The sequence below is a fragment of the Paralteromonas sediminis genome, assembly GCF_003820355.1.
GTDB classification, from domain to species: Bacteria; Pseudomonadota; Gammaproteobacteria; order Enterobacterales; family Alteromonadaceae; genus Alteromonas_F; species Alteromonas_F sediminis.
The window spans coordinates 199,997-226,720 of sequence record NZ_RPOK01000002.1 but is presented as its reverse complement, the minus strand read 5'-3'; the positions used below and the strand labels follow the sequence as shown (position 1 = coordinate 226,720).

The 26,724-nt window shown below is 46.1% G+C and carries 21 protein-coding genes; 8 read left to right on the top strand and 13 right to left on the bottom strand.

The annotated features are described in order from the left end of the window. Positions 1–102: 102 nt before the first annotated feature. From DRW07_RS06240 to grpE, 5 genes are all read right to left on the bottom strand, one after another. Positions 103–1,998, bottom strand: coding sequence for a DUF885 domain-containing protein (locus DRW07_RS06240; RefSeq protein WP_124027040.1), 1,896 nt, complete (start codon positions 1,996–1,998; stop codon positions 103–105). Positions 1,999–2,132: 134 nt separating this feature from the next. Then, positions 2,133–2,618 (bottom strand): c-type cytochrome, encoded by a 486-nt coding sequence (locus DRW07_RS06235; RefSeq protein ID WP_124027039.1) that lies wholly within the window; start codon positions 2,616–2,618, stop codon positions 2,133–2,135. A gap of 101 nt (positions 2,619–2,719) precedes the next feature. Continuing rightward, positions 2,720–3,862: a molecular chaperone DnaJ gene (gene dnaJ / locus DRW07_RS06230; protein ID WP_124027038.1), complete on the bottom strand. Its 1,143-nt coding sequence runs from the start codon at positions 3,860–3,862 to the stop codon at positions 2,720–2,722. Positions 3,863–4,008: 146 nt separating this feature from the next. After that, positions 4,009–5,931: a molecular chaperone DnaK gene (gene dnaK, locus DRW07_RS06225; protein ID WP_124027037.1), complete on the bottom strand. Its 1,923-nt coding sequence runs from the start codon at positions 5,929–5,931 to the stop codon at positions 4,009–4,011. 91 nt (positions 5,932–6,022) lie between these two features. After that, the gene (gene grpE, locus DRW07_RS06220; protein ID WP_124027036.1) at positions 6,023–6,646 is read right to left on the bottom strand and encodes a nucleotide exchange factor GrpE; all 624 of its coding nucleotides are present in this window, start codon (positions 6,644–6,646) and stop codon (positions 6,023–6,025) included. A gap of 209 nt (positions 6,647–6,855) precedes the next feature. On the opposite strand from grpE, the gene DRW07_RS06215 reads away from it, so the two are divergent. After that, positions 6,856–10,248, top strand: a complete 3,393-nt coding sequence (locus DRW07_RS06215) for a PAS domain-containing hybrid sensor histidine kinase/response regulator (protein ID WP_338067758.1) — start codon at positions 6,856–6,858, stop codon at positions 10,246–10,248. Here the strand turns inward: DRW07_RS06215 and DRW07_RS06210 are convergent. After that, positions 10,193–10,873 carry a response regulator gene (locus tag DRW07_RS06210; RefSeq protein WP_124027034.1) on the bottom strand — a complete coding sequence of 227 codons (681 nt, stop codon included), beginning with the start codon at positions 10,871–10,873 and terminating at the stop codon, positions 10,193–10,195. The two genes, DRW07_RS06215 and DRW07_RS06210, sit on opposite strands and share 56 nt — an antisense overlap. Before the next feature lie 205 nt (positions 10,874–11,078). Between DRW07_RS06210 and DRW07_RS06205 the strand changes: the two genes are divergently transcribed. The 6 genes from DRW07_RS06205 to nadK all read left to right on the top strand — a co-directional run bounded on the left by DRW07_RS06205 (position 11,079) and on the right by nadK (position 18,741). Beyond that, positions 11,079–13,340, top strand: a complete 2,262-nt coding sequence (locus tag DRW07_RS06205) for a TonB-dependent receptor (RefSeq protein ID WP_124027033.1) — start codon at positions 11,079–11,081, stop codon at positions 13,338–13,340. Between the two features lie 74 nt (positions 13,341–13,414). Continuing rightward, positions 13,415–14,710 carry a GntP family permease gene (locus DRW07_RS06200; protein WP_124027032.1) on the top strand — a complete coding sequence of 432 codons (1,296 nt, stop codon included), beginning with the start codon at positions 13,415–13,417 and terminating at the stop codon, positions 14,708–14,710. Positions 14,711–14,740: 30 nt separating this feature from the next. After that, positions 14,741–15,940 (top strand): E22 family MetX-like putative esterase, encoded by a 1,200-nt coding sequence (locus DRW07_RS06195; protein WP_124027561.1) that lies wholly within the window; start codon positions 14,741–14,743, stop codon positions 15,938–15,940. Beyond that, on the top strand, positions 15,937–16,932 hold the full coding sequence (locus tag DRW07_RS06190) for an extracellular catalytic domain type 2 short-chain-length polyhydroxyalkanoate depolymerase (protein WP_124027031.1): 996 nt from the start codon (positions 15,937–15,939) through the stop codon (positions 16,930–16,932). The genes DRW07_RS06195 and DRW07_RS06190 overlap by 4 nt, the downstream gene beginning before the upstream one ends. Positions 16,933–17,028: 96 nt before the next feature. Beyond that, complete coding sequence (locus DRW07_RS06185; protein WP_124027030.1) at positions 17,029–17,790, top strand: 3-hydroxybutyrate dehydrogenase; 762 nt, start codon at positions 17,029–17,031, stop codon at positions 17,788–17,790. A gap of 75 nt (positions 17,791–17,865) precedes the next feature. Next, positions 17,866–18,741 carry an NAD(+) kinase gene (gene nadK, locus DRW07_RS06180; protein ID WP_124027029.1) on the top strand — a complete coding sequence of 292 codons (876 nt, stop codon included), beginning with the start codon at positions 17,866–17,868 and terminating at the stop codon, positions 18,739–18,741. Here nadK and DRW07_RS06175 read toward each other — a convergent pair. Genes DRW07_RS06175 through DRW07_RS06165 form a run of 3 tightly spaced genes read right to left on the bottom strand, consistent with a single transcriptional unit; the run spans position 18,738 to position 22,098 of the window. Beyond that, on the bottom strand, positions 18,738–19,853 hold the full coding sequence (locus DRW07_RS06175; protein WP_124027028.1) for a glycosyltransferase: 1,116 nt from the start codon (positions 19,851–19,853) through the stop codon (positions 18,738–18,740). The two genes, nadK and DRW07_RS06175, sit on opposite strands and share 4 nt — an antisense overlap. Beyond that, positions 19,853–20,590, bottom strand: a complete 738-nt coding sequence (locus tag DRW07_RS06170; RefSeq protein WP_124027027.1) for a glycosyltransferase family 25 protein — start codon at positions 20,588–20,590, stop codon at positions 19,853–19,855. The genes DRW07_RS06175 and DRW07_RS06170 overlap by 1 nt, the downstream gene beginning before the upstream one ends. Before the next feature lie 50 nt (positions 20,591–20,640). Further along, positions 20,641–22,098 (bottom strand): capsule assembly Wzi family protein, encoded by a 1,458-nt coding sequence (locus DRW07_RS06165; RefSeq protein ID WP_165870422.1) that lies wholly within the window; start codon positions 22,096–22,098, stop codon positions 20,641–20,643. 199 nt (positions 22,099–22,297) lie between these two features. Here DRW07_RS06165 and recN point away from each other — a divergent pair, with 199 nt between their 5' ends. Next, positions 22,298–23,977 carry a DNA repair protein RecN gene (gene recN / locus DRW07_RS06160; protein WP_124027025.1) on the top strand — a complete coding sequence of 560 codons (1,680 nt, stop codon included), beginning with the start codon at positions 22,298–22,300 and terminating at the stop codon, positions 23,975–23,977. Between the two features lie 62 nt (positions 23,978–24,039). Here recN and DRW07_RS06155 read toward each other — a convergent pair whose 3' ends face one another. From DRW07_RS06155 to DRW07_RS06140, 4 genes are all read right to left on the bottom strand, one after another. Then, on the bottom strand, positions 24,040–24,396 hold the full coding sequence (locus DRW07_RS06155) for an outer membrane protein assembly factor BamE (protein ID WP_124027024.1): 357 nt from the start codon (positions 24,394–24,396) through the stop codon (positions 24,040–24,042). A gap of 79 nt (positions 24,397–24,475) precedes the next feature. Beyond that, positions 24,476–25,366, bottom strand: a complete 891-nt coding sequence (rluB, locus tag DRW07_RS06150; protein ID WP_124027023.1) for a 23S rRNA pseudouridine(2605) synthase RluB — start codon at positions 25,364–25,366, stop codon at positions 24,476–24,478. Next, positions 25,363–25,911: an SMC-Scp complex subunit ScpB gene (scpB, locus tag DRW07_RS06145; RefSeq protein ID WP_124027022.1), complete on the bottom strand. Its 549-nt coding sequence runs from the start codon at positions 25,909–25,911 to the stop codon at positions 25,363–25,365. The genes rluB and scpB overlap by 4 nt, the downstream gene beginning before the upstream one ends. Next, on the bottom strand, positions 25,883–26,722 hold the full coding sequence (locus tag DRW07_RS06140; RefSeq protein WP_124027021.1) for a segregation and condensation protein A: 840 nt from the start codon (positions 26,720–26,722) through the stop codon (positions 25,883–25,885). Before DRW07_RS06140 ends, scpB begins: the two co-directional genes overlap by 29 nt. Between the last annotated feature and the right edge of the window lie 2 nt (positions 26,723–26,724).

Genomic DNA, 26,724 nt, shown 5'->3' with positions numbered 1-26,724 from the left:
CCATTCTAATGGGATTGCAAAAACGACACAAACCTAACTATTTGACGCAAATAAAAGCCCACATACAGTGGGCTTTTATAAGATAGAACTTTATAAGGGCGACTAGGCAGATTTAACCTGCTCAACCCAATCGTTTACTCTTCGTTCTAAGATTGATAAGGGCATAGCACCACCACCTAACAGGGTGTCATGGAACCCTTTTACGTCAAATTTATCACCTAACGCTTTTTCTGCGTCGGCACGCATTTGCTGGATTTTTATCATGCCCACTTTATAACCCGTTGCCTGACCCGGTAATACCAGATAACGGCGAATTTCAGACACAGCCTGTTCATGAGTAATGGCTGAATTCTCTTTGAAGTAATCGATAGCTTGCTGTTCTGTCCAACCTTTTGCATGTAACCCAGTATCGACAACTAATCTTACAGCACGCCAAATTTCAGAGCCCAAGCGTCCAAATTCAGAAAGTGGATCTTGGAATGTCCCTGGCATTTGCTTAGCTAGCCATTCCGAATAAAGCGCCCAGCCTTCTACATAAGCCACATAAAACTGCTGAGTTCTAAAAGTAGGTACAGACTCCAGTTCCTGGGCTATCGCTATCTGCATATGGTGGCCAGGCAAGCCTTCGTGATAGGCGATCACTTCCAATTCACGTTTGGGCATGGCTGTCATATCAGAAAGATGTGCGTAATATATACCTGGTCTAGACCCGTCTAGCGCAGGCGCCGAGTAATGCTGTGCTGCGCCGGGTTGCTCGCGAAATGCCTCTACCCGTCTCACTTCCATATCTGCTTTCGGTAAAATACCGAAATAATTAGGTAGCTGTGCCTTTATCTTATCGATAGCAGCGGTAGCGTCGTCAATATAGCCCTGACGCCCTTCATCCGTGTCGGGATAATATAAACGCTCATCGTCTTTTGTATCACGCAGGAATGTCAAAAACTCTTGCAGTGTGCCATCAAAGCCAAACTCTGCCTGCACTTTTTCCATTTCGGCACGCAATCGAGCAACCTCAGACAATCCGAGCTGATGCACTTCATCTGCGGTCATTGATGTAGTTGTCTGGTTCGCTAATCGCTCGTTGTAGTAGTCGATGCCATCAGGGAGCGATGAAACGCCTTTTGCTTCGCGACTCGCATTGACGCTATCTTCTTTTTGCCAAGTGATGAGTCGCTCGTAGGCCGGTTTAAAGTCATTAATGTAAGCCGTTCTAATTTGCTCAAGCAGTTCATCTGCTTTTTCCTTATTCAGCGCACCGTTCTCAACTAGCGCGGCTACTTTACCTTTAGCATCGGCCCAAAGCGCGCTGTCATCACCCTTGTCAAAAGGTGCGCCTGTTATGATACCTTGGGCACCTTCAATAACAGCATCAAATGCAAAGTAAGGAGGTCTCACACCCTGTTCAGCGGCTTGTTTGGATTGTGCTATCAACTCGTCAATAGCTGTCCCAACGGCTGACACCCGTGATAGATAATTAAGTAAATCTTGTTCTGTATTAACTTTGTGATAGGTGATTAAGAGCTGAGGGAAAAAGCTGTGCAGTGCTTGCATTTGTTCAAAGACATAACCATTGCCCCTGAATTTGTCTGCAGCTTCTGCTTGCTCCGCACCGTATACCCAGATGTCATAAGATATCTTGGCGTCTTCGGATAGTTTGTTGTAATCAAAATTTGCTTTCAGTTCAGCCAGGTTTGTGCGGCTTCTTTCCAGCGTGCGATCAAGCGCCTCGTTGCCAAAACTGTCTATTTCACCCTGACGCTCTGAACGTCCAAGTAAGGTCAACGTAATTGGGCTTTCAAGTACTTCTGCTTCGTATTTCTCCTCAAACCATGCGTTTAATCTAGCGGTTTCAGCTTTGATCTCTTTTTGAGTAATTGCTGATTCTTGGGAAACAGAAGGCGTTTCGGTGTTAGCGTTAGATACTGTGGATTCATCTGCTGGACGGCTACATCCTGCAAGCGCGAGCGTAACAGCCAGCGAAAGCATTGCGATTCGCATAGGGTATTTTACCTTTATTTGATTGTTCATGAGGGTTGAACGAAGATAACGTACCCTGAGAAATTTGTCTGAAAAAAGTGTTACAGAGCATGTCTATGTAAAAAAAAAGCAGCTCGACGCTGCCTTTTACATAATCAGTCGGCTTTGTAATCGTCGTGGCACGCTTTACAGCTTGCACCAACCGCCCCTATCGCCTTGCGATAACTGTCTGTATCTTTTGCCTCGACTGTGGCTAGGAGCCCAGCAGATGCATCATACAGCGCCTGTGCTTTTTTATTAAAGTCATCCCTGTTTTGCCAAATGTCAGCTTTTGCGTCGCTGCCATCATTAAACTTTGTTGTATCAACAGCCATATAATCTGGCACCATAGCAGCGAGCTGTGTAAGTCGCTCTGCGTTTTTTGCCATCACAGCTTCATCAAAAGGCATTTGGCCGCGGGCCATGGCACCTAAAGGCCCCATATTCGAACGAATAAGCTGAAATAGAGACTGGCGAAACGTGATGACATTCCCAGCCTGTTTCTCTGACGTTGCTTCCTGTGCGTGAACATGCAGACTTACACCCGCGGCAGGAACCACCAATGCAGCTGACAATAACGCCACTTTAAACATTTTTTTCATTTCACACCTGTGTTTTGTCAATAAAACGTTTTTAATTCTTATACAAACAAAAAAGCCGTAGTTTTCTATTTCTACGGCTTTTAATACGGCTAATCGTTACATTAGTTCGTCCAATCGTCAAAGAACTTTTTCACGCCATCAAAAAAGCCGTGCTCTTTTGGCCTGTGTTTGGCTGCCTGCTTGCCCTCGCCCATTGAAGCCTGGAATTCCTCCAGTAATGCTTTTTGCTTAGACGACAGATTGACGGGGGTTTCAACGACTACTTTACACATTAAATCGCCAACCGCACCACCACGGACCGACTTCACACCTTTCCCACGTAAGCGGAACATGCGCCCAGTTTGCGTCTCCGGATTGATCTTCAGCTTTACTTTACCGTCAAGTGTAGGTACATCCAGTTCACCACCCAATGCCGCTGCAGTAAAGCTAAGTGGTACTTCACAATACAAATTGCTGCCATCTCGTGTAAATATTTTGTGCTCACGCACGTGCACTTGTACGTACAAATCGCCAGGAGGTGCACCGTTTTCGCCCGCTTCACCTTCACCAGACAGCCGAATTCTGTCTCCAGTATCAACACCCGCCGGCACCTTAACAGACAAAGTTTTAGTCTTTTCTACACGGCCCTGGCCATGACAGGCATTACAGGGATCACTGATAATTTTCCCTCTACCCGAACACGTTGGACAGGTTTGCTGAACGGCAAAAAATCCCTGTCGCATTTGAACCTGACCATTGCCATGACAGGTTGGACAGGTTGTCGGTTTCGTCCCCTTTTTGGCACCAGAACCGTCACAAACGTCACAGCCCACCAGCGTGGGCACACGAATTTCTACGTCTTTACCGCGTACTGCTTCTTCGAGGGTAAGCTCTAAGTTATACCGAAGGTCTGCCCCCTGACGTGCTCGGGACTGACGGCCACCACGACCACCGCCACCAAATATGTCGCCAAATACATCACCGAAGATGTCACCAAAGTCAGCACCAGCACCGCCACCACCGAAACCACTACGATTAGGGTCGACACCAGCATGCCCATACTGATCATAGGCCGCGCGCTTTTGCGAATCGGTCAAAACTTCATAAGCTTCTTGGATCTCTTTAAACTTTTCTTCCAAAGCTTTATCGCCCTGGGTACGGTCAGGGTGATATTTCATGGCGAGTTTTTTATACGCCTTTTTTATATCTCGTTCAGCAGCGCCTTTATCAACACCTAGAACTTCATAATAATCGCGTTTTGACATTTTGATTCCTAACTTCTGGTGTGAGTCTTTACGTTGCAAGTCAAACCGCCCTTCACAGGGGGAATTGATTTGACAAACAAGCTGTTAATTAAGACACACAAAAGGCGCAACCGTGTTGGGTTGCGCCTCTTTCTTACCTATTACGACTACTTTTTGTCGTCGTCTTTAACTTCTTCAAATTCGGCGTCAACCACATCATCTTCCGGCTTGCCAGAGGACTCTTGGGCACCTGCATCTGCCGCATTGGTCGCTTGCGCAGCCTGAGCGGCTTCCATCAGTTTTGCTGAAGCCTGAATAAGCGCCTGTGTTTTTGCTTCAATCGCTTCTTTGTCATCGCCTTTCAACACGCCTTCCAAATCAGAGATTGCCGCTTCAATGGCTTCCTTGTCTTCACCAGACAAAGCATCGCCGACTTCTTCAAGCTGTTTACGCGTACCATGGACCATACCGTCAGCTTGGTTTCGCGCCTGAATGAGCTCTTCAAACTTCTTATCGGCATCTTTGTTAGCTTCCGCGTCAGCGACCATTTTTTCAACTTCATCATCGCTCAAACCCGATGATGCCTGAATGGTTATCTTCTGCTCTTTGCCTGTGTCTTTGTCTTTTGCTGACACGTGTAGAATACCGTCAGCATCAATATCAAAAGTCACTTCAATTTGCGGAACACCGCGTGCTGCCGGACGAATTCCCTCTAAGTTGAATTGCCCTAGCGACTTGTTGCCGGTAGCCTGCTTACGCTCACCCTGAAGTACATGAACCGTTACTGCAGACTGATTGTCTTCAGCCGTCGAGAACGTTTGTGACTTCTTGGTAGGGATAGTCGTGTTTTTCTCGATCAGCGCTGTCATCACGCCGCCCATGGTTTCAATACCCAGAGACAGTGGCGTCACATCAAGCAGAAGTACATCTTTCACTTCACCAGACAGTACACCACCCTGTATCGCGGCACCCACTGCAACTGCTTCATCAGGGTTAACGTCTTTGCGCGGCTCTTTGCCGAAGAACTCAGTCACGTATTTCTGTACCAACGGCATACGTGTCTGACCGCCAACCAAAATGATGTCGTTGACATCACTCACTGACAAATCTGCGTCAGCAAGTGCTTGTTTCACTGGCTCAAGTGAATCTTTCACCATGTCTTCAACCAATGACTCAAGCTTTGCTCTGGTCACTTTAATCGCCAAGTGCTTAGGACCCGATGCATCTGCGGTAACGTAAGGTAAGTTTACTTCAGTCTGTTGTGCAGAAGACAACTCAATTTTTGCTTTCTCACCAGCCTCTTTAAGACGCTGCATGGCGAGCGGATCTTTGCGCAAATCAACGCCCTGATCTTTCTTAAACTCTTCAACAAGGTAGTTGATCATGCGGTTGTCAAAATCTTCACCACCCAAGTGAGTGTTACCGTTGGTCGCCAGTACTTCGAAGGTATGCTCACCATCAACTTCATCAATTTCAATGATAGAGATATCGAACGTACCACCACCTAGGTCATACACAGCAACAACATTGTCGCCTTTTTTCTTGTCCATGCCATAAGCAAGTGCAGCGGCCGTTGGCTCATTAATAATGCGCTTAACATCTAATCCTGCAATACGACCTGCATCTTTGGTAGCCTGACGTTGTGAATCATTAAAGTAAGCAGGCACTGTGATAACCGCACCCGTTACTTTTTCGCCCAAGAAATCTTCGGCGGTCTTTTTCATTTTTTTCAACACTTCGGCAGAAATCTGAGGAGGCGCCATTTTCTCGCCTTTCACTTCTACCCACGCGTCGCCGTTGTCAGCTTTTGCAATTTTAAACGGCATAATATCGATGTCGCGCTGCACTTCTTTATCTTCGAAACGACGACCAATCAAACGCTTGATAGCAAACAAGGTGTTGTTCGGATTCGTTACCGCCTGACGCTTAGCAGGTTGCCCTACTAATGTCTCACCTTCGTCTGTGTAAGCGATGATTGATGGCGTTGTGCGATCGCCCTCAGCATTTTCAATTACTTTTGCTTTATCGCCATCAAGTACGGCTACACAGGAATTGGTTGTACCTAAGTCAATACCAATAATCTTACCCATGTGAAAATCTCCAACTAAAATTCTTTACCTGCATAAAGAGTGGGGTTATTTGATTCTATTTCAATATCCCAACTCGACATTTTTTGATTAATTACGCCTGTGTATCCACAGAGCTGGTTGCTTCACCACTTGGTGCCTTAGACACCATAACCATTGCTGGTCGTAGTAAACGGCCATTCAATGAATAACCTTTCTGCATCACGGCGATAACCGTATTAGGTGCGTGCTCAGCACTTTCTTGCATCGACATGGCCTGGTGCAATTCCGGGTTAAACACCTCGCCCACAGGGTCAACAAGTGCAAGCCCAAATTTTTCTACCGTGTCCAAGAAGCTCTTGTGCGTCATTTCTACGCCTTCCAACAGCGGCTTGACGCTCTCGTTTTCAGCATCGGCAGCACTAATGGCTCTTTCAAGGTTATCCACGACTGGCAATAGCTCACCGGCAAAGCGCTCAAGTGCAAACTTTCTCGCCTTCTCCACTTCAGTATCAGCACGACGGCGCGCGTTCTCAGCATCTGCTTTAGCTCTGAGCACCGTATCCTTCTGTGCCTCTACCGTGGCCTGAGACTCAGCCAGCGCCTTTTCAAGTTCGGCAATGCGCGTCGCTTCGTCGTCGATAACAGTGCCATCTTCATTGATGTCTACACCCTGTTCTTCAACCAGCTCTTCCTGGTTTAGCTCTTGTTCATTTTGCATATCGCGTTCTTCGCTCATGCAGTCCTCCGGTAATGCAAAAACTGCGGATTTAAAGGTTACATTTTTTCATTGCAAAGCGTTATGGGGACAATTTTTTGTGCTTCAAGGGTAAAGACACATTTTTTGTAGGTGGATACGTTTATTCGATACAGCCTTTTGTTGTGCAATGGATAAGTGCCTTGTAAGGTAATGAGCAAAGTCACTTTGAGGTACGTACTTTGATTAGTGTGTGGGCCACTGCAGCTGTGGTAATTACCTATTTAGCCATGTTGTTCTTAATTGCATTTGTTGGCGACAGGTATTTCAAACATATAACACTCTCTCCCTATGTATATGCATTGGCGACAGGAATACACTGCACGTCGTGGGCTTTCTTTGGCACGGTCACCCAAGCCAGTCAGTACGGCTGGGCAATCATTCCTACGTATGTGGGCATGTCCTTTGCCATTATTTTCGCCTTTGCCACTATCCAGCGTATCGCCACCCTCTGTCAGCAGCACAATATTAGTTCGTTGGCTGATTTTGTTGGGCTCTTGTACGGCGGTTCACACAGCGTAGCCGCTACCATATCGGTTATCTGTTTTATTGGTGTAGTGCCCTACATTGCACTGCAAATTGACGCCCTAACGATGAGTTTAAATATCCTGACCAATCTGTCTGAAGCCTCATCGGCAACCGTTAGCATGTACATCGCAGCGCTGATGGCGGTATTTGCCATATTATTCGGTACGCGTTCACTATTTTTGGCGGATAAACACCCTGGACTCATGTTGTCTATCGCATTTGAGTCCGCTGTTAAACTCATCGCATTTGTGGTGGTGGGCGTTTACATTTGTTTTTCCGTTTTTGATGGATTTGCTGATATTGTGCTGCACGCCAGCAAGGATGAAAGCGCATCAGCAGTCTTATCTCACGCCGGCAGTGCGGGAGCCTTCATCAGTCACGTTATTTTAGGGGCTTGTTGTATGTTCATCCTGCCACGGCAGTTTCACGTTAGCTTCGTTGAACTCAACAGCACACAGGAGTTGCGTACCGCGCGATGGTTTTTACCCGTCTTTTTGTTTGCGATGACTGTCTTCGTACTGCCTATCGCACTTGCGGGGCATTTATTACTGCCTACGCAAGGCCTGAATTCGGATACCTTCATGCTGGCCATTCCAATGAACCAAAACAGCACGGTAATGGCATTAATTGCGTTTGTGGGCGGACTATCGGCCACCACCAGTATGATCATAGTGTCGACGCTGGCAATGGGGATCATGATTGCCAATAACATTGCCACCCCGCTTTGGCTACGTCTTTCCTTACGTAGGCAGGGCGACTCTTACATGAAAGCGTCAAGTATCCTGACCGTGCGCAGAATTACTGTTATGGCGGTACTCGCTGCGGCCTATTGGTACCATATCAACATCAGTCAAAATACGCCGCTAGTAAAATCAGGCGTCGTTGCCATGGCGCTCATGGCACAAATACTCGTCCCAATGATGTTTGGGCTCTATTGGCAAAAAGCCAACCGCCTGTCAGCCCTCCTCGGTTTGACAGCAGGCCTCGTCTCTTGGTTTGTCTATCTGCTTTTACCCAGTATTCTATCTAGTTACTATTTTAACCCCATACCGACAGACCAAGCTCTGGGTATTGGTTTTCTTAAGAGTATCGGGATTAATTTTACGGTATATCTTGGCACAGGTTTGCTACTGGTTTTTTTGGGCTTAATAAAGAGTAATAAGACACTTAATCAGGACACCCGAACATCTGCAGTCACCGTTAGACTCGACCAGCTTTTGGCGCTCACCCAAAGAACCTTGGATGCAAAAGCCATCGAGCAAATTCAGCGGGGACTTCCCGATGATGCGCTGCACAGCAATAAACTCGCTTCACCAGCCTTAATTGCCAATATTGAAGCGCAATTGGCCGCTCGTGTTGGTAGTCCTGGTGCGCGACTTCTGCTGTCAACACTGGCTTCAAATGAAACAGACCAGATAGAAGATCTGGTGGACTGGGTCGAAAAAGCGCAACAGGACTTTCACTTTAACCATGAAGTTTTACAGTCGTCTGTTCAGCATATCCAGCAGGGCATCTGCGTAATTGACAATGATCACAAGCTACTCGCGTGGAATGAACGCTATTTGGATTTGTTTGATTATCCAAGTGGTTTTATCAGTGTCGGCATGCCTTTGCGTCGCCTTTTGGAATTTAACGCACAGCGCGGACTCTTTGGAGATGGCCCCAATGCAGGGAGAGAAATAGAGAAGCGCATCAACTTTATTGCACAAGGCAGTAAATACAAATATATCAGAAAACAGGTTGACGGAAGAGTCATCGAGCTCAATGGCAGCCCATTACCTGGCGGGGGCTATGTCACCACTTTTAGTGACATTACCGAATATATCGAAATCCAACGCGCCTTGGAACAAGCTAAAACAGACCTTGAAAGACGCGTAGATGAACGCACTACTCAATTAAACGAGGCAAGACTGGCTGCAGAGCGCGCCAATGACAGTAAGACCCGTTTTTTAGCCGCGGCTGGCCATGATCTGATGCAACCTTTTAATGCTGCAACGCTGTTTGCGGATATGCTGCGTCAAAAAACCGAAAATACTGAACTGAGCAAGGTCTCCGAAGGATTAAATGCATCTCTCAGAAGCGCTGAGGATTTGCTGACGTCACTGCTTGATATAACCAAACTGGAATCGGGCACCCAAAGAGTTAACAAACAGACATTCAGACTCCACGATATATTGCAGCCATTATTTGTTGCCATGCGCCCTCTTGCAGAAAAAAAAGGCCTTTCGCTGCGCTATTGTGAATCAAGCCTTTGGGTGGAAAGCGACCCAGTATTGCTAAGACGCATGGTGCAAAATTTACTGGCAAATGCTATTCGATACACAGATGAAGGCGGTATCCTTGTGGGAGTACGCAGACAAGGTAAAGCGCACGCTACTATCCTTGTTATCGATACCGGTGTTGGCGTTTCCGATAATGATCTCAGTGTTATTTTTGATGAGTTCAGACAGTTAAATCCAGAATTAAGTAACCAAGGTCTGGGCTTAGGGTTAACGATAGTAGCCAGAATTGCTGAGCTCTTGAATCATCCATTAGACGTTTCATCGACACTGAATAAAGGTACTGCTTTTAGTATCAATGTGAATCGCAAACAGGCATTAGTGCAGCATTCAACCACTAAGACCAAAACCTTGGACGAAGGCAAAAACAAACAGTTTTTGCGTGATCAAACTATTCTTATTGTTGAAAACGACCTGCAAATTCTAGATGCTTTAACGGCTTTACTGAGCGACTGGGGAGCCACTGTCATCGGTGTGACAAATGTTGAAGAAGCAAAAACACAATGCCCCTCCCCGCCATTCTGCATGATAGTAGATTACCAATTGGACAACGACGAAAATGGTCTGGACGCCGCAAACATCATGTCTGCATTGTGGGGCACTACAGTACTTAGCATAATGAGTTCAGCAAACCTTTCCGCAGAAGTGAGAGAGCAATGTACCAGTGATGGCTTGCACTACTTACCTAAACCGTTGAAGCCCTTGGCATTGAAGCGATTGCTTAAGCAGTCACTTCGTCAGAATCTGCATCCTGCTCAGCCGACATCAACTGTTTAAACAGTATACCGGCTTGTGTGCGATTGATAACCTGGAGTTTCCTGAGGACCGCGGATACGTGCTGCTTCACGGTCGACTCAGAAATTTGCAACTCATAAGCAATTTGTTTGTTAAGCAAACCGGCTGAAATATAATTTAACACCTGCAGCTGGTGTGGTGTCAGTTGAGCAATATTGTGTGCCAGTGCTGCTGTTTGTGGGTCAAGATCGCCCTCTACACTTTCCGCTAACTCTTCAGGCACCCATATTTCACCATCTAAAATTTGTGAAATAGCATAGTGTAGCGTTTCCAGAGAACTTGACTTAGGAATATAGCCACATGCGCCTAAGGCCAGTGCGCCCTGCACCGTTTTATGAGCTTCATTAGCCGAGACAATTGCAACCAGAACGCCAGGAAACTGGGCACGGATCGCTACCAGACCATTCAAGCCCACCACGCCGGGTAAGTTTAAGTCCAGCAGAACCAGTTCAATATCATTGTTTTGTTCCAGTATTGATATTGCTTTATCAAAGGTATCAGCCTGAATAAAATCTCCGCTCACCTTGTCACTCAGTGCCTGACACAGCGCACTTCTAAACAGAGGGTGATCGTCTACGATTAGAATTGGGGTACCACTTTTATTCATAAATAATTACACGTGAGTAAAGCTCATTTGTGCCATCGCACTATAACGTCTGTTTAGCTTAGCAGGTTTGTCGTCAGGCACACTAACCTTGGGCCATAGTACTTAAGTACTGCGTTAATCTTCAGAAATTTGGTGTACCTTATCAAGCGTTAACAATTTAGCAATATTTTGATTACACCTGATACTGTCTCTGAAGAGGACTCACATGAAACACAACATAACTAAAAAGACCCTATGTGCATTGGCGGTGTCTACCGCCCTATCGACCAGTTTTACCGCTCTCGCACAAGAGCAAGACGCGAATGAAGGCGGACTAGAGCGCATTGAAGTCACAGCACGTAAGCAAGTGGAGAGCCTTCAGGAAACCCCTGTCTCAGTGACCTCAATAGGCGCAGCTGAACTAGCGGAAAAAGGCATTTCCACCATTGTGGAAATTCAACAGTTTTCGCCTAGTACCACTCTACAAGCAAGCCGCGGCACCAACTCTACATTAACGGCGTTTATTCGTGGTGTAGGGCAGCAAGATCCTCTTTGGGGTTATGAGCCTGGCGTCGGTATTTATGTTAACGATGTTTATTATGCGCGCCCTCAAGGCGCTGTATTAGACTTATTAGACGTAGAGCGGATAGAAGTGCTGCGCGGGCCGCAGGGTACACTGTACGGTAAAAATACTGTGGGTGGCGCAATTAAATACGTTACTAAAGAAATGAGCGGGAGCACCGAGTTTAATGCGCAGGCAACTGTCGGCAGTTACAGTCAGCGAGACATAAAACTCACCGGCCAGATCCCCGTCATTGATGACAAGCTTTATGTAGGATTTGGCTATGCCAATCTCAACCGAGATGGTTTTGGTGAGTTTTTAGTAGCCCCTGCTGGTCAAGATACCGAAAACTACAACAAAGATGTAACTGCAGCACGTGTGACCGTTGAGTTCCGTCCCTCTGATGACCTCTTCTTTCGTTTTGATTGGGACAAATCTGAAGACGACTCTAACTCTCGTGGCGGCTACCGTTTAGCACCCAGCTTATTGACTGATGCACCCATCCCAGACAGTATTTATGATTCGTACACGAGTTTACCCACTTGGAATAAAGTAGAGCTTGAAGGGTATAGCTTTACCGCTAACTGGGACGTATCAGACAATTTGTCTTTGAAATATATTGGTTCTTCACGGGAAGGCTACTCTCCTACTAACATAGACTTCGACAATACCGGCATTAACTTGTTTGACGTGCCAGCCGTGTACGACGATGAAAACACGACCCATGAATTACAGAGCAGCTATTTTGCTGACACCTTCTCTGTAGTGGGGGGGTTGTACTATTACGATGGCGAGTCCTGTGGTCAGTTTGACGCCATATTAGGTGGACTGGGCCTGACCTTAGAAACCTCTGGCTGTAACAACAGCACATCTATCGCAGCCTACGTACAAAGCAGTATAGACTTGACTGAAAAGCTATCAATGACGCTGGGAGCTCGCTATACAGAAGAGGAAAAAGAGGCTGATGTATTTTATGGGTTCTTGCCAGGCGCAGCTTATCCATTCTCAGGTTGGACAGACGGTTACGTAAGAGGTCCAGAAGTTTCTGTGCCACAGAGCCTTGGTGTTGATACCAATGGCGATGGCCTGCTCGATGCACCGAAAAAAGCTGACTGGTCACGGTTTACACCACGTCTTGGTTTTGAGTATCAATACGATGATGACACCATGTTCTTCGCCAGTTACTCACAAGGCTTCAAATCTGGTACCTTCAACCCAAGAGCAAGCACAAACGAAAACGCGGCCGATCCTGAAGTGGTTGACTCATTTGAAATTGGTGTGAAAAAAGACTGGGGCAGTGCGTTGCGTACAAACATCACCCTATTCTCACTTGACCACAAAGATCGCCAGTACATTGTGGTAGTCCCTGATCCAAACGACCCTACCGTTCTCGGTCAAAATCTCGGCAACGCTGCACAGTCAGATGTTGATGGAATAGAAGCGGAAATCACCTACGTTGCTACCGATAATCTTACATTTGATTTATCTGTAGGCATGCTAGATGCTGAAGTTAAACAAGATCCAGCAATAACGACTCCTCTTGTTGGTCTTTCCAATACGCCAGACAACACCTATGCGCTGTCAGCCAATTATGTGCTGGATTCTGATGTTGGAACATTTGTTTTCAATGCCGGTTATTATTATCGTGACGACTATTTAATCTTTGAAGACAATGACGTACTCAACCAGGACGGTTATGGTATGTTCAATGCCAGTATCGCTTGGGAAAGCACTGATGGTAACTGGTACGGTAGTCTTCATGGTAAAAACCTGACAGATGAAGAGTATCTGCTTGGTGGCTATGTGTTTGTGGGCGGTGTAGACGATGATGGTAACTTCCTGCCTGGTTTCGGTGGTGATACAACCGTAGCGGGTTACTATGGCGACCCAAGAACAATCAGTTTAACCGTTGGGTACCGTTTCTAGTCACTCATCATAAAAAGTGTGGGTAACAGGGTGTTACCCACATCTACATTCAGACTGACATTAAGGAATAAAGAATGCTTAGCATGATAGGGTTAGTTGGTGGGCTGTTGCTGCTCATTATTCTCACCATCCGCGGAATGAATCTGTTTATAGCCGCCCCCTTTTGCGCAGTTATTGTTGCCCTGGCATCAGGTATGCCACTTTTCCTCGGCGAGGTTAATTTTGTTTCCACTTATATGAGTGGATTTACCGGCTTTATCGCCTCTTGGTTTTTCATGTTTTTGCTTGGCGCCCTGTTCGGTAAATTTATGGAAGACACGGGTGCTGCTGATGCGGTAGCTAACTTAATCGTTAGCAAACTTGGCAAAAAACATGCGGTAGTAGCAGTAGTTCTGGCTTGTGCCATTCTCACTTATGGTGGCGTAAGCGTTTTTGTTGTTGCCTTTTCTGTCTACCCTATGGCTCTGAGCCTGTTCAAAGATGCAAACTTACCAAGGCGCTTCATTCCCGCAGCCATGGCGTTTGGCTCAGTGACCTTTACGATGACCTCTGCGGGTTCGCCTGAAATTCAAAACTGGATCCCCATTCAGTACTTGGGCACTTCTCCTTTTGCGGCGTGGGAAGTTAGTCTTGTGGTCGCTATTTTTATGGCCGCGTTTGGTTTTGCATGGCTTAGGCAGATGGTAAATGCTGCTGTTGCCCGTGGTGAAAAATTCGAAACCCGACAGGGCGACCCTGAAGTCCCTGAGCGCGCACTGCCACATCCTATTACTGGAATTGTCCCCCTATTGGTGGTGTTAGGCCTGTCATTTACACTACATGAATCACTGGCACAACTAGCGTTGATAGTGGCGTTGGGAGGCGGTGTAGCCACACTGATGGTCATCAACTTTAAATTTTTCCACAACCTCAGTGCTGCGGTAAACGCGGGTACCACAGGAGCACTAGTCGCGATTGGTAACACAGCGGCCGTGGTTGGGTTTGGCTCTATCGCCAAAACGACGGATGCTTTTCAGCAAACTGTTGAGGTAATGACGCATCTACCGGGTAATGAATTAGTAGGTGCTGCGGTAGCCGTGAGTGTTATTGCTGGATTAACTGGCTCTGCATCGGGTGGACAAGCTATTGCCCTACCGCTGGTAGGTCCACATTATCTCGATCAGGGTGTTAATCCTGACGAACTACACCGTATTGTGTCTATATCGTCAGGCGCATTAGACTCCCTGCCCCACAATGGGTATGTGGTCACTACAATACGCGCAATTTGTGGTGAGACGCATCAGGCAGCATACGGGCCTGTGGCGGCACTGACAGTGGTTGTGCCATTGGTGGGTCTAGCATTAGCTATTGGCTTATTTTCAATTTTTTAGTCACAAAAAACCATGATGACAAAGGTAACCATGACCTCTACAAGGATCACAACATTACTCCTCCTTGCACTGACTGCATTGCCCTCTTGGGCAATGATTGTGGAAAAGCAAAAACATGTCATTCCAAGCTTCACCCTGTTTAACGGCGCTGAACTAAAAAACGTACAAATAGGTTGGGAAGCCTACGGTGAACTCAATGAAGACAAGAGTAATGCCATTCTAATCAATCATTACTTTACCGGCTCTTCACATGCTGCGGGGAAATACGCGGAGTCAGATCCCGCACCCGGGTACTGGGATGCCATTATTGGCCCAGGAAAGGCAATTGATACTAACCGCTTTTTTGTTATCAGTGTCGACACGCTGGCCAATATTAATGCCTACTCCTCCAATGTTCATACAACCGGACCCGCCAGCGTCAATCCAACAACACAAACACCTTATGGTCTGGATTTTCCGGTTGTGACCATCAGAGATTTTGTCAATACGCAGCGTGCGGTGTTGCAATCATTGGGAATAAAGAAACTGCATGCCGTTATTGGCGCATCAATGGGTTCAATGCAGGCCATTGAGTGGGCATCGACGTACCCTGATGAGGTTGAGCGAATCGTTTCTGTTATCGGAACAGGTTATATGGATGCCTGGTCCACTGTGGAACTTGAGCAGTGGGCCATCCCGATTAGACTGGATAAGCAATGGAACCAGGGTAACTACACAAGAGAAACAGCGCCGCTGGATGGACTGACGGCAGCACTCATGCAAGTCACGCAAATTGCCCTCGCCCCTGCATTTATTAATCAGATAGGTGAAAGTCTTGACTACCAGCCTTTGGAATCAGGCCCACTACACGATATTAGACAAAAGCACTCCATAGTAAACTGGCTTCACGACAGAGCAAGGCAGCGTGCATCCTTGATGGATGCCAACCACTTACTCTACCTAGTTCGGGCGTGCCAATTGTTTATTACTGGCCATAGCGATTCACTAGAAAAAGGGCTATCGAACATTACGGCGCCCGTGCTTTTGTTACCAGCCGAGCAAGACCTGCTTCTTATGCCCTACATGTCAGAGTTACTCGCAGATGAACTGGCTAAACGTAACCATCCGGTATCGTTACATACCATTGAGGGAGACCAAGGTCACCTTGAGGGGGTAACGGGCATCGGTAAAATGGCCAAAACATTGAGCACTTTTCTTAATACTGATGTTTCACCGGAAAACCCAAAATGAAAAAAACTCCCTTTTTGAGTGCCGCTTTATTACTAGCGGCGAGCAGTGCAAATGCAGAAGTGCCTCCACTTTCGTTGGACACCGACCACATTACGGTTTCCGGACTCTCATCAGGTGGCTATATGGCTACGCAAATGCACCTTGCATACAGTGACTGGGTTTCAGGAGCTGGAATAATAGCAGCAGGGCCTTACTATTGTGCCCAAAATGCCATCACCACTGCACTTGAACAATGTGTGAATAAGGCCAGTGACAAGCTCGATATATCGCCTTTAATTTCTCATGCGCAAAAACTGGCAAGTGAGGAAAAAATCGCGCCTTTGGACAACCTAAAAGACAGCCGAGTGTGGCTATTACGAGGCACTCTAGATGCCACCATTCACGAAACGGTAGCCGACGCGTTGCATGCACAGTACGCCCAATGGGTATCTGCAGAAAACCTTGTTTACCTGAATGACAAACCTTTTGGTCATCACTTCCCTGCTGTTGATACAGGCACAAACTGCACTCAATCGGCGGCCCCTTTTATTGGCAACTGTAACTATGATGCAGCAGGTGCATTGTTAAATCATCTATACACCGATTTAGTTAAACCTGATGAACAGATTACTGGACGAATATTCGAATACAATCAACAAGTCGTAGGTGGTGAAACCGCTGATGGTCTTGCTGAGAAAGGCTACCTATTTGTGCCTAAAGCCTGTGAAGAAGGTACAGAGTGTCGGGTACATGTGAGTTTCCACGGCTGTAATCAGTACGCCGAAGCCGTCGGTCAGGACTTCGTGACCAAGACTGGACTCAATGCATGGGCTGACGACAACAATATAGTGGTCCTGTATCCGCAAACCAAGAAGTCTCTGTTTATGCCTCTGAACCCTCAGGGGTGCTGGGACTGGTGGGGCTACACCGGCGAAAACTATGCTACCCGTGATGCTGCACAAATTATGGCGATAAAAACCACGGTAGGAAACTTAGCCAAACCGCCTTTGTAATAAAACCAAAGTACTATGGGCTTTAGACATTAGGTCAGTAACAATTCAGCGTGATAAATCAGTTGGCCACTGGGCCTTAAAAATAGAGGATTACTTATGTCTAAGCACATAGTTATTACTGGTGCGGCCAGTGGTATTGGCTTTGGTATCGCCAAGTTCATGATTGAGAAAGGGCACAGTGTTACTCTGGCCGACATGAATCAGGACGCTGTCAGCAAAGCTGCAGCAGACCTGGGGGGAGAAGAAGCGGGTGCATATGCGTTGCAGTTAGATGTCACGGATATGCAAGCAGTATCTGAACTGCCATCAAGATTATTCAAACCGGCCGACGCACTGATAAATAATGCGGGAATTCAGCATGTTGCTAAGCTTGAGAACTTCCCTGCTGACAAATGGCAAAAGCTAATAGAAGTTATGTTAGTGGGACCGGCGATGCTCACCAAAGCGTTACTTCCCGGCATGCGTGAACGGGGACATGGTCGCATTATAAACGTTGGCTCGATTCACTCAGTGATTGCGTCACCCTATAAATCGGCCTACATTGCCGCGAAGCATGGTCTACTTGGATTCGCAAAAACGGTGGCGCTCGAAACAGGCGATGTGGATATTACTATCAATACACTCTGCCCTGCCTATGTCAAAACACCTTTGGTTGAAAAACAGATAGCGGCACAGGCTATCGAGAACAACATGTCTGAAGAAGACGTGGTGAACAAAATCATGCTAGAGCCCATGCCCAAAAAAGCCTTTATCGACATTAGCGAACTGGCTGAATCAGCCGCCTTTTTGCTTAGTGATGCAGCAAAGAACATCACTGCGCAAACGCTGATCCTTGATGGCGGTTGGACCGCGCGTTAATGCACTGCGATTAGTGTTGGGTTCGCGCATAAGCTATGGTACTGTTTTTCGATATATCAAAAATTAACACAGCATATGCGCTATCAAACTGTCGGCCTGATTGGTAAACCAGACCATGCGGGCACTAAGTCCAGCTTGCAAACGTTAGTTACTTATTTAAATAGTAAAAACTGTTCTGTTTTAGTTGCTAGTAATATCGCTAACGACGTCGAGTCAGGTGAGTTTAGTTCATCCAGTGTGGTTGAAATTGGCGAACATGCCGACCTTGCTATTGTTGTGGGTGGTGACGGGAACATGTTGGGCGCTGCCAGAATACTCGCGCGTTACAATATTCATGTGGTAGGCGTTAATCGCGGAAAGCTCGGCTTTTTAGCCGATATTAGCCCTGATGAAATTGAGCAACAGCTTGATTCTCTCATGGCGGGAAAGTGGCATGTGGAAGACCGTTTCTTACTCGAAGTAAAAGTCACACGCAATGGTGAACTGATCCATAAAAACACGGCTGTCAATGAGGTGGTGCTTCACCATGGTAAAGTAGCCCACATGATGCAATTTGAGATTTTTTTGGATGATCACTTCGTCTCAAGCCAGCGCGCTGACGGTATGATAGTGGCAACGCCTACGGGCTCTACCGCATACTCGCTTTCAGGTGGAGGCCCTATTTTAATGCCAACGCTGGATGCCTTAACTCTGGTACCTATGTTCCCACATACACTAACCAGTCGTCCGATTGTAGTCGATGCAAAGCGTCGCATCACCATGCACGTTTCGACAGAAAATAGTGATAGCCTGCAAGTAAGTTGCGACAGCCACATTGAGTTACCCGTAAAGCCCGGTGATTTTGTAAGCGTACAAAAATGTAATGAACGCCTGCGCATGGTGCACTCTGATTCATACGACTATTTTACGGTTTTAAGAAAGAAATTGAATTGGGGCAGCAAGCCCTTTTAAATCAGCTGCAAATAGCGGTCCGCTACTTTGTTGGCCTCTACCTCCTCTAAAATTGGTGACGTAGTCAGATTGGCATCAACGCTAAGTGCATGATTAATGTTTTTGGTTAAGGCATTGGCATCACCGGTCGCCGATAAAAACTGCGACAAATGACCGCTGAGAATTTCTGAGGGGCCAAAGTCACATTCAGTGCTAACCACTGGCGTACCACACATAAGCGATTCAATCAGCACCATGGATAGGCCTTCATAATCTGAGCTTAGTACTTTGAGCCGGGCCCTGGCTAGCCAGTTGTAAGGATTAGACTGAAAGCCGGGTAATATCAAACGGTCTTTGACACCGTGGCGTTCTGCCATTTTCAACAGTTTATTTGTCTTTCTACACAGCAAAACCAAGGGGATATCGGGTACCTGTTTAATGGCTTCAAATAAGATATCATGGCGTTTCTGTCTAGCGAACCGTCCTACGTGAATGAGGTACGGCTCTGTGGGTATCGCAGGGTTTTCCTGTTGGCTCAAGGCGAGTATTTTCGCCTTGTCACACGGATTGTAAATTGCAGTAACAGAGCGTGGAGCTATCCACCTCAGTTGTTCAATTTCACTCGCCAACCCTCTAGACACACAAATAAGGTTTTTACCTGAAAAGCAGGCCTTCTGAAGGCGCTTTTTCAGATATTTGACAGGCCCCATTTTCCGTTCTCGCTTTAATTCTTGGCGAATCGAGTTATGTACAACAAAATACTTATTTGGCAGGGAGGTATGCGACAAAACGGCTGTTGTTGCATCGAGATTGACGATGTGAATATCGAATTTTCCACACGCTTGTTCAACCGCAGTAACCTTCTCTTCGAGTAATTTTGCACTGGCTCTTACGCGAAAAAAGCCGGCTATTTTACTCAGCCGATCTTGTGGACATAGCACATGTATAGGCAGGTTATCTGGGATTGCATAACCAATAGCCTGATTAAGAAGAAAGAAGTGGGCAGAATGCCCTTTTTCCTTTAAAGCACGAGCGAGGGTAAGCATGACATTTTCTGCGCCTCCGCCCACTAGATTATCTATATGTATAGCAAATCGCTTTGGTTCAGTATCGGGTAACGCGTCAGGTTGCATCACTCGCCCAATTTATTGCGGTATAAATGATTCATGATTTTAAAGCGAATTTGATCGAAAGCTTTGGCGAAGAAATTGACCTTGGGTGTACAGCGTTTGCCAATCTCATCAATCTCACTGGCAAACTGGCTCTTCAGATTAACCGGATAGGGCTTAAGGCCGTACAGGCGAAGTTTTTTCTCCCAAATGTACTGCAAATCAATGTCGATGGGCCGACCAAATTGTTCTGATGTCGCCAATAACTTCTTAGCACCCGACAAACTCACCGCTTGTGCGCCCGTCCTGGCTGGTATTTTGTCGTAGGTGATTAGTGAAAATCCGTTGAATTCTCTGCTGCTGAGAGCTTTTCGTTTTTCTGGATACTCAGCAAGCTTTATGTAGTCCCACTCAACGTCTACAGCAGCAACTGCTGCAATAGACGCTAAAAAATTGGCGTTTAAGGAAAAGTCGTCTTCTAGGACAATGGCAAAATCCAGGTTTTGTTCAACAATGGCCTGCCACACTTTTCGATGGCTGAGATAGCAGCCTACTTCACCTACATTAAGTTGTTTGTGATAAATCTTTCTATTTTTTTCAGCACTGTAGTGTACGTTAAGCTCTGTTTCAGAGAGATCCGGCCCGTAAACGGCGGGCATTCTCTCGTATGCAATATGAAGACGCTTAAATTGTTCATCAGCGTTTCTCAGTCGCTCGACAGACTTATCTAGATTAATTAAGAAAATATTGTAGTTTTGCATAGCGACTTAAAGCACTCGACATTGGCACCGATGTATAGGCGTCATCTCTATTAGAATACCCATTTCGCTGTAGAGGACACAACTACTGTATCGTCTTCTTCGGATTCAATTCCCTTGTAAGCGTCAATATCTGCATCGAATATCCAAGATTTATAAGGGAATTGATAAGACAAATTGATTCGGTACAAGGCGTCGGAGACCCCCTCAACTGCAGGTGAGGGCCTTTCTCCATCTAAATTCATCTCTATTTTACTCATGCTTATTTCAGCTCGAGTACCATTTGCAAACCGCCTGTCAACATGCATAGTCAACACTTCTGCATCGGAGTCGTAAGCGCTGCCAATAGCTCGGCCTCTGTGGCGATATCCTGATTTAAATTCGGAATGCTCGTAATAACAATTCGTTTTCGGGGAATCATCGCCGTTACACTGCACGTTAGTATCGCTCCACTCAACCGACACTTTTGCCCCCATAACATAGGTTGATATCCCCAAAAGGTCGGCTGTGTCAGTAACCCGCCAGTAATCCGCCGCATCTTCACCTATACGTTGAGCATATAAATTAACGGGTTGCCCAAACGCCATAAGCGTATATTTGATATCATACCCTGCAAGATGATTACCTACTTTCGTGTTTAAAGCAGGATCGCAATTTTCGCTGCCATCTGCGCACACCTCCCTGAAGGTCATTACATCAAATAATCGGCCAAGCCCATTACCTACGCCGTCTCCTCCCCACATGGCAACCCAAGACAAGCCTATTTCTAGATTGCTTAGTGGTGACAGATTTACCCTGCTCATTGCCAATTTCGCATTCGGTATGTGACGCTGAGCTTCAAGTTGACCAAGCTGAAAAGTTGCGTACCAGGGACCTAACCAGCGTAACCATGCAGATTCAGAGGGCGCGGATGTAGCCCGAGATAGCGCTAAGGTTTTAATAGGACGAGCGTTGTTTGATAGTATCAGACTGCTTGATTGGCCCGCTCCCCACCATTGGTCGATCATACCGGCTCTGACTGTCCAGTCATCAAAGGTGTACGCCATATAGCTTCCGTCAATGTGACTGCTCCCATCATCTAGAACATTCACTTTTGCCCGCCCTGCTATACGACCTGATCGCATCTCAGCCGAATAATAAAGTCTGCCTTTATCATATTCATTGTTACTAAAACGGCTAAAACGTTTTTCTTCCGACGAAAGGTGCAGGCCAGCCATATGCACAGTGCGGCGATTAACTGTTTGCGCCAAGTAGTGCTGCAAGCGAACGTAGGCAATACGCGCGGCACTAGGCATGCTACCTACCGTGATTTGTGACAATTGACTGTCAATACCCTTCCATGGGAGTGGATACGTCATACTGACAGACGTTAAATAGCCAAACTCCACTAACGTTTGTACGTCATTGTGAAGCGAAGCATCGCTGATACCTACCCACGGGGAGGCCTGACTTTTAGTGCCCGCTAAAACGAAAGACACAAAAAGAAGGAGAGAGAGCTTTCTGATAACCAAGTAACAAATCCCTGATGAATACATATTTAAAGGCGACGCTTACCACCACTGCGTTGCCAGCAGTGTAAAGAATTTTATCCTCAATACAATAGCGCGTTACACAAATACACATCTTCTTCGGTAGAATAAAAAAATTACTTTACACCGCAAATATACTGTATATATTTACACTATACTGTATAAACATATAGCGCTTATTATGCTGATACATTTGTCCATAAAGAATTTTGCCGTTGTTAAACAGCTTGAGCTCAATTTTGAACAAGGGCTCACAGCAATTACAGGAGAAACCGGTGCAGGTAAGTCGATTGCCATTGACGCTTTGTCACTCTGCTTAGGAGAGCGCGCTGACGCGAGCTGCGTGCGAAAAGGTGCCGCAAAATCAGAAATTATCGCGCATTTTTCACTCAATAATAATCATGCAGCGAAAGCCTGGTTGAGTGAAAATGAATTAGATGCTGATGATGAATCTGAGGTTTGCTTTATCCGCAGAGTAATCTCCTCTGAGGGGCGCTCAAAAGCGTTTATTAACGGTACTACAGCCTCATTGAATCAACTTAAGGCTCTCGGGTCTCTGTTGTTATTAATCTATGGTCAAAACACACATTTAAAACTGTTAAAAGAATCTGAGCAGCTTCGTTTACTTGATGACTACGCCGGCCATAGTCAATTACTTAACGATCTAGAAAATGCATTTAAATTGTGGAAAAGCAAGGAAAAAGTATTAGAAGAAACACGTAATACGCATCAATTAAACAAAGACAGAGAACAACTCCTGGCATATCAGGTTAAAGAGCTTGATGACTTTGCTATTGAGGAAGATGAATTTTCAGCGCTAGAAGACGACCACAAAAAACTCAGTCACAGCCAGCACTTATTAGATGTATCACAGCAGAGTTTGTATTCCTTATACGAATCTGATGACGGTTCGGTATTATCAACACTTAAACAGTATAAAGACCGGCTAAATGGGCTAACCGAACACGATAAAGCATTAGCGCCTATTGTGCAGATGCTTGATGAATCTTCGATTCAAATTGAAGAAGCTGTGCGTGAACTTAGACACTACGTTGATAATCTAGAGTCTGATCCTGCTCAGTTAGCGCAAGTTGAACGTCGTTTTAGTTGTGCAGTCGAGCTTGCACGGAAGCATCAGGTAAGGCCTGAATCACTGTATGAACACCATCAAAGTTTAGCCGCTGAACTGTCACAAATCACAGGCAGCGACGAAAGATTGGAACAACTCGCCGTAGAAGTTGATAACGCCAAACAGGATTATATTAGTCTTGCTAAGCAAGTCAGTGCTAACAGGACTAAACAAGGTAAAGCACTGGCCAAGGCTATAATGCAGTATGTTCATCAGATGAATATGGAAAGTGCTGAAATTGCTTTTCAAGTAAATTTCGATACGCAAAAAACAGCCACTAAGCAGGGTTTAGATAGCGTGGCTTTGGTTGCGTCAACCAACAAAGGGCAGGCTTTTGGTAAACTCGAAAAAGTGGTCTCTGGCGGTGAGTTATCAAGGATTGGGTTGGCAGTCCAAGTGGTTTCCCGTGCAACTAATCCCGTTCCTTCCATGATCTTCGATGAGGTAGATGCAGGAATCAGTGGCCCCACAGCGTCAGTAGTCGGCCAGCTTTTACGCAAGTTAGGTAAGGCGCACCAGGTCATGTGTGTTACACATTTACCCCAGGTTGCTGCGCAAGCACACAACCAGCTTTATGTGACGAAACACACGGAAAAAAATGAAACAACGACCAGCGTATTACCCTTAACACCGCAAGATAGAGTGCATGAGTTGGCGAGGCTGCTAGCGGGCGATAAGGTCACGCAAAGCGCTATAGACAATGCAAAGGCACTTCTGGAACAAGTAGTTTGAAAATGATGGGAAAAGTTCGGCTCATCGCAAGTCTGTGATGAGCCAATAAATCGGCCTACTGACTATTGTTCTATCGGATCGTAAAAGCTTTCAGGGAGTTCAAAATCGCCTTCAACTTTTGCTACCTTATCGTCCTCGAAATGGATGATGAATTCCTGCTGAAAATCACTACCGCGTTTCGTCATGCCGCGTTTCATATCGTAGATGTAATACCAGGTATCATTATCAAAGCTATCCGCGACTATGGGGCGGCCTAACACAAATATGACTTGCTCTTTTGTCATGCCCATACGCAAATCCTCAATATCATTTTTATCGAGGTAATTTCCCTGAGGTACATCGATACGGTATATCCAATCGGAGCACCCTGTCCCTATTAATGTGAAAGCCAGGATAAAAGAGAGCGCAAGACGTTTCATGTATTTACTCATTTATTTCATTCTAATTATGGTAATAAAAAACTATCGGCAGGCATGCTACCTGTTAGCGTCAGACCAATCAACTACCGAATCGTTCGCGTTTAGTTCGTTTTATATTATGTTCACGTTTAACCCGATGTTTTTTCACAGAACGACGCATTCTGCTCAAGCGAACATGATCAAGCTTATTCTGTTTACCGTCTACGGCAGACTCGGCCTCATCGGGCAGCTGCACACTACGCCTTAATGCATTAACATCATCCAATTCCAGTTCTATCCACCCACCTTGTGGAAGACGCTTTTTCAGCGCCAATGACCCATAACGCAAACGTATAAGTCGGCTTACTTGTAATTCTTGGCTTTCCCACAATCGCCTTACTTCCCGATTTCGACCTTCGTTGAGTGTTACGTCAAACCATTGGTTCTGACTATCTTCATCCTGCTTTCTCTGTCGAAGCGTTGTGAACTTTGCCATGCCGTCTTCCAGTTTTACACCTCGACGAAGATTTTTTAGGGCCTGCGGTGTCACTTCACCAAAGACCCTCACTGCGTATTCCCGTTCAATTTGGTGGCTGGGGTGCATGAGTCTGTTTGCGAGTTCGCCATCGTTGGTGAACAGGAGTAGGCCGCTGGTGTTAAGATCCAAACGACCAATAGCAATCCACCGGCCTCCTTTGATTTGTGGCAAGCGGTCAAAAACTGTTGGTCTTCCCGCTTCATCTTTTCGCGTACACAACTCACCTTCAGGCTTGTTATACATGAGCACGCGACAGGTTTTTTGTGCCTGTTGCCGACTGATTAATTGACCGTCTACGCGCAATTGTGCGGTTTCATCTACTCTGTCACCCAAAGTAGCAATTGTTCCGTTTACAGAAACCCTACCTTCGCTGATCCAGCCTTCAATTTCCCGGCGCGATCCTAAACCTAAACTTGCTAAAACCTTTTGCAGCTTTTCGCTCTGTGCTGTCATTGTACTGTGCCTGTCTGTTCAAAAAGTTCGCTATCTGGCAAGTCAGCCAGTGACTCAAGCGAAAAATAATCTAAAAACTGTTGTGTTGTGGCGTACAAAGCCGGCCGTCCCGGTACTTCTTTGTGCCCTACTACGCTCACCCATTCCCGTTCAGTAAGCGTTTTAATGATGTTGCTACTTACTGCAACACCACGAATATCTTCAATTTCACCACGGGTAATGGGTTGCCGATATGCGATAAGTGAAAGCGTCTCAAGCAACGCTCGGGAGTATCGCGGAGGCGGTTCCTGCCATAAATTACTTAAAATAGGCCCCAAGCTATCTTCTGATTGAAAACGCCAGCCCGATGCAACTTTGACCAAATTTATGCCTCTTGGCGCATAGTCTAGGCTAAGTTCATTCATGGCTTTATTCACGGCTTGACTTGACACTGAATAGTCTGCAAGCAAAGTATGCTTAATAGTTTCCATCGACAGCGGTGTCTCGTGGACAAAAACCGCCGCTTCCAGAATTTGTTTAAGCTGTTCGTGTTGTATTTTCTTCATCTTGCTTAAGTGAAATATGTAATGGTGCAAACGGCCCTGTTTGGACCAATGAAATAAGGTGTTCTTTTATTAGTTCAAGAATGGCCAAAAAAGACACCACAACGCCTGCCTTGCCCTCTTCAGGCATAAATAACTTATCGAAGGTCACAAAGCGTTCACCTTCATGCTGTTGTAACGTTTGCAGAATGGAACTCATCCTTTCACGTGTGCTCAGTTTTTCCCTTGCAATTTGATGATGTTCAAAGGCTTCGGCGCGCTTCATCGCCCTGGAAAATGCTAGTATCAATTCTTGTAGAGTCACATCAGGAAGAGGACGATCTGGCAAGGTAATGGTCTCTTTTCCAACGTTGGCAACAAAACAGTCTCGTTCCAATCTAGGGCGCTCATCCAAAGACTGTGCGGCTTGTTTAACTCGTTCATATTCCTGCAACCGACGAATTAACTCCGCTCTGGGATCATCTTCGTCATTGTCTTCTATCTCGCGTTTTGGCAACAATAGCCGAGACTTTATTTCAGCCAATACCGCTGCCATCAACAAATACTCACCGGCTAATTCAAGCTGCAGTGTTTTCATTACATCAACGTATTCCATGTACTGCTTGGTGATGTCAGCAACCGGCATCGTGACGATGTCGAGCTTTTGTTTCCTAATCAAATACAGTAAGAGATCTAACGGCCCCTCAAAGGTCTCTAAAATCACCTCTAGCGCATCAGGCGGAATATACAAATCTTGTGGTTTTTCAATTAAGGCTTCGCCGTTAATAAAAGCCAAAGGCAAGGGCTGTTGAGCAGGCTGATTAGTCGCAGTCATGT